This is a genomic window from Mycobacterium sp. (genome assembly GCF_032161845.1).
Classification (GTDB): Bacteria; Actinomycetota; Actinomycetes; order Mycobacteriales; family Mycobacteriaceae; genus Mycobacterium.
Genome location: NZ_JAVRQA010000424.1, coordinates 1 through 3,910, shown reverse-complemented (window position 1 = coordinate 3,910; position 3,910 = coordinate 1). Strand labels below are relative to the sequence as shown.

Annotated in this window: 4 protein-coding genes; 1 reads left to right on the top strand and 3 read right to left on the bottom strand. The window is 64.1% G+C overall.

What is annotated here, in order from left to right:
- From nrdF to QOD90_RS23065, 3 genes are all read right to left on the bottom strand, one after another.
- A partial coding sequence (gene nrdF, locus QOD90_RS23075; RefSeq protein WP_526353434.1) for a class 1b ribonucleoside-diphosphate reductase subunit beta occupies positions 1-791 on the bottom strand: 791 nt, incomplete at its 3' end.
- 123 nt (positions 792-914) lie between these two features.
- The gene (locus QOD90_RS23070; RefSeq protein ID WP_526353432.1) at positions 915-2,420 is read right to left on the bottom strand and encodes a flavin-containing monooxygenase; all 1,506 of its coding nucleotides are present in this window, start codon (positions 2,418-2,420) and stop codon (positions 915-917) included.
- A 36-nt stretch (positions 2,421-2,456) separates the two neighbouring features.
- Positions 2,457-3,197, bottom strand: a complete 741-nt coding sequence (locus QOD90_RS23065; RefSeq protein WP_526353430.1) for a TetR/AcrR family transcriptional regulator — start codon at positions 3,195-3,197, stop codon at positions 2,457-2,459.
- Positions 3,198-3,363: 166 nt separating this feature from the next.
- Between QOD90_RS23065 and QOD90_RS23060 the strand changes: the two genes are divergently transcribed.
- Positions 3,364-3,910: NAD(P)/FAD-dependent oxidoreductase (locus QOD90_RS23060; protein ID WP_526353428.1), on the top strand; the 547-nt coding region annotated here is incomplete at its 3' end.

Sequence of the window (3,910 nt, the reverse complement as noted above, 5' to 3'; positions counted from 1 at the left end):
ATCAGCGCCTTGTTCGCGTTGTACCGCAAGAACTTCTTGACGTCCTCGGTCAGTCCGACCCCGTCGTACAGGTCCTGGGTGTACTCGACCTCGTTGTCGTAGAGCTCGAAGAGCAACTCGTAGGTGTAGTCCTTCAGCTCGGCCTTGCGCGCCTCGTCGGCTTGCGCCAGACCCTTCTGGAACTTGTAGCCGATGTAGTAGCCGTGCACGGCCTCGTCGCGGATGATCAGCCGGATCATGTCGGCGGTGTTGGTGAGCTTGGCGCGGCTGCTCCAGTACATCGGCAGGTAGAAGCCGGAGTAGAAGAGGAAGCTCTCCAGCAGCGTCGAAGCCACCTTGCGCTTCAGCGGATCGTCACCCTTGTAGAAGTTCATCACGATCTCGGCCTTGCGCTGCAAGTTGACGTTCTCCTCCGACCAGCGGAACGCCTCGTCGATCTCCACGGTCGAGCACAGCGTGGAGAAGATGTTGCTGTAGCTCTTGGCGTGCACCGACTCCATGAACGCGATGTTGGTGTACACCGCCTCCTCGTGTGGTGTCAGCGCGTCGGGGATCAAGCTCACGGCGCCGACGGTGCCCTGAATGGTGTCCAGCAGCGTCAGTCCGGTGAACACCCGCATCGTCAGCTGCTTCTCGTGGGCGTTGAGCGTGCCCCACGACGGGATGTCATTGGACACCGGGACCTTCTCTGGCAACCAAAAGTTGCCGGTCAGGCGCTCCCAGACCTCGGCGTCCTTCTCGTCTTGAACGCGGTTCCAGTTGATGGCCGAGACGCGGTCGATCAGCTTCATTCCATCGGACACCTTGGACCCCAATTCAGAACGTGACGAGTAACTGCCCTGACACTACAACTGGGGTCCGACGCCGCGCCGCAACACAACAACTTGTGTTGGCGTGTCGTGCCGGCGTCATCGTCATCGGCCGATGAACTCGTATTCCTCGGCCTTGAAACGCCTGGTTGCCAACCAGTACTGCCAGGTCATGCCGCTCCACAGCGTCCGGTTGACGCCGTGTTCGTCCATGTACCAGCTTCGGCAACCTCCGGTGTTCCACACCGTCTTGGCCAGATCGTCCTGCAACGCGCCGTTGAATTCGTCCTGCGCGCTGCGGGTCGGCGCCACCGCCTTGGCGCGCGCCTTGTCGACGGCGGCGATCGCCTGCGCCACGTACCGGATCTGGGATTCGATCATGAACACCACCGAGTTGTGGCCGAGGCCGGTGTTCGGACCGAGCAGGAAGAACAGGTTCGGCATGTCGGCGACGGCGACGCCGCGGTGCGCCTCGACCCCTTCGCGGTTCCACCGGTCCACCAGGTCCTCGCCGCCGGGGCCCTTGATGTCGACGTAGTAGTACGAGTCGGTGACGTGGAAGCCGGTGGCGAACACCACCACGTCCACCGGATGCTCGACCCCGTCGAACGTGACGATGCCATCGCGTGTCATCCGCGTGATGCGCTCGGTGATCACCTGCGTCTTGGGATTGGCGATCCCGCGGTAGTAGGTGTCGGAGTTGAGGATTCGCTTACAGCCCGCCCGGTAGTTCGGAGTGAGCTTGCGGCGCAACGCCTTGTCCTTGACGGCCCGCCGGATGTTCCACTTGCCCAGCCAGGAACCAACTCTCAGCAAACCGGGCTGCTTCGTCATGCCGAAGCCCACCACCTCGTGCAGCCAGTAGATGGCTGCCCGCATCGCCGCCCTGGTGCCGGGGACATCGGTGAACGTCCGCCGGACCCATTCTGGGAGCGCATTGTTGGGCCGCGGCATCACCCATGGCGGCGTGCGTTGGTACACCTGAAGTTCGGCGACGTCCTCGACGATCTCCGGCACCAGCTGGATGGCACTGGCGCCGGTTCCGATGACGGCGACCCGTTTCCCGGTGATGTCGACTGAGTGGTCCCACTGCGCCGAATGGAATGAGGCGCCGGCGAATTCATCGATTCCCTCGATGTCGGGGATCAGCGGGATGTGCAGAGCGCCGGCCCCCGAGACGAGGAACTGGGCGACGTACTCCTGGCCGCTTTGGGTGAACACGTGCCACCGCATCTCGGCGTCGTCCCAGTGGGCGCGCTCGACGTGCGAGTTGAAGCGGACGTACCGGCGCAGCCCGTACTTGTCCGCGACACCCTTGAGGTAGTCGAAGATCTCCGGCTGCAGCGACCACATGTGCGTCCAGTCGGGCTTCGGTTCGAAGGAGAAGGAGTACATGTGCGACGGGATGTCGCAGGCGCAGCCGGGGTAGGTGTTGTCACGCCAGGTGCCGCCGATGTCGTCGGCCTTCTCGAGGATGACGAAGTCGACGTTCTGCTTCTGCAGTGCGATGCCCATGCCGAGGCCGGAGAAGCCGCTACCGATGATCACGGCACGCGTATGGACGGGATCCTTCTGCGCCGTGACGGCGCCTGCCTCTTCGGCGATGCTCATGCCGACAAGAATACCCGGGAACGCGGGTACCGGGTATCAGGCCACCGATTCGCGGCGGCGAACACCTTCGTGAAGTGGCAGGTCGGGGTCGATCTTGATGCCGAGCAGCTCACACGTGCCGTAGATCGAGCTCAGCATGATGGTCGTCATATACACGATGAACTCGTCCGGCGGCATCCGCCGCGGGCTGTTGGTCCCCGGGCCCAGCCACCACTCGGTGGCCGCCGCGGCAGAGCCGAACGTCGTGAACGCGGCCAGCTCGATCGCCGCGCCGTCGAGCTCCATCTCGCGGAGTTCTTCGTTGAACATCGCGGCCATCGCCAGCGTGATGTCGCGACCCTCGTTGAGGGCACGCATCGTCGACTCGCTCTGTTCGGCGAAGCGGCCCTGGATCAGGAACCGGCACACGTTGGGGTGTTCGTCGACCAGGTAGACGTACTTCTCGACGCTGCGCGTGATCACTTCGCGCGCTGGATCGGTCGACACGTTGATCGACGGAATGATCGCCGCCCACAACATGTCCCGCAATCGCTCGCCGATCGCCTGGAACAGGTCGGACTTGTCGGTGAAGTGCCGATAGATCTTCGGCTTCGCGGTCCCCGCCTCTTCGGCGATCTCCCGCAGCGACAGTTCGGGTCCGAGCTTGTCGATGGCACGGAAGGCGGCGTCGACGATCTCGGCACGGACCTTCTTGCGATGCTCACGCCAGCGCTCGCTGCGCGCATCGACCTTCACCCCGGGTTGGGTACCCGACTGGGGCCGAGACGGTCTGCGCACGGACACACTGTACCGGCTGAGAGGGGCTGACCTGCCAGAACCGCGCCGGACCGGCAAGCTGGCGATCCTTCTGAGTCACATTTCCGTCATCGCGCTCGACACGAAGCCATCCCCTGACCCGGGTAATGTTGGTTCCGATATTTCCCAGCTAGACGAGACGAGTCTGATGACGCAGCGGTACGACCTGGTTATTGCCGGCGGGGGACCGTCTGGTGCCGCCGCGGCATGGCAGGCAGCGAAGACGGGCGCCAAGGTGGTCGTCCTTGACAAGGCCGAGTTCCCCCGCGACAAGCCGTGCGGTGACGGTCTGACGGCCCGCGCGGTCAGCTACCTGCAGAAGATGGGTCTCGCCGAAGAGGTCGACAAATTTCACCGGGTCAACAGGGTGACGGTGTTCAGTCCATCGCAATGGGAGTTGTCCTTCCCCACCCGCCCCGGGATGCCCAACCACGGGTACGTCGCCCCCCGCCCCCAGCTGGACACGCTGCTGCTCATGCAGGCCGTGGCCGCTGGCGCCGAGATCCGGCTGTCGTGCGAGGTGGCGGGCCCTGAACTCGACGCGAACGGCCGGGTCGTCGGCGTGGTCCTCAAGAACGGCGAGAAGGTCTTCGGTGACGCCGTCATCGCCGCCGACGGCGCCTACTCCCCCATCAAGCGGGCCTTGAAGATCGACTCGGAGTACAACGGCTACTCGGCGATCGCGATCCGCGCGG

Coding starts and splice junctions, on each gene's coding strand:
- QOD90_RS23070 (WP_526353432.1), bottom strand. CDS start 2,420: ATGAGCATCGCCGAAGAGGCAGGCGCCGTCACGGCGCAGAAGGATCCC.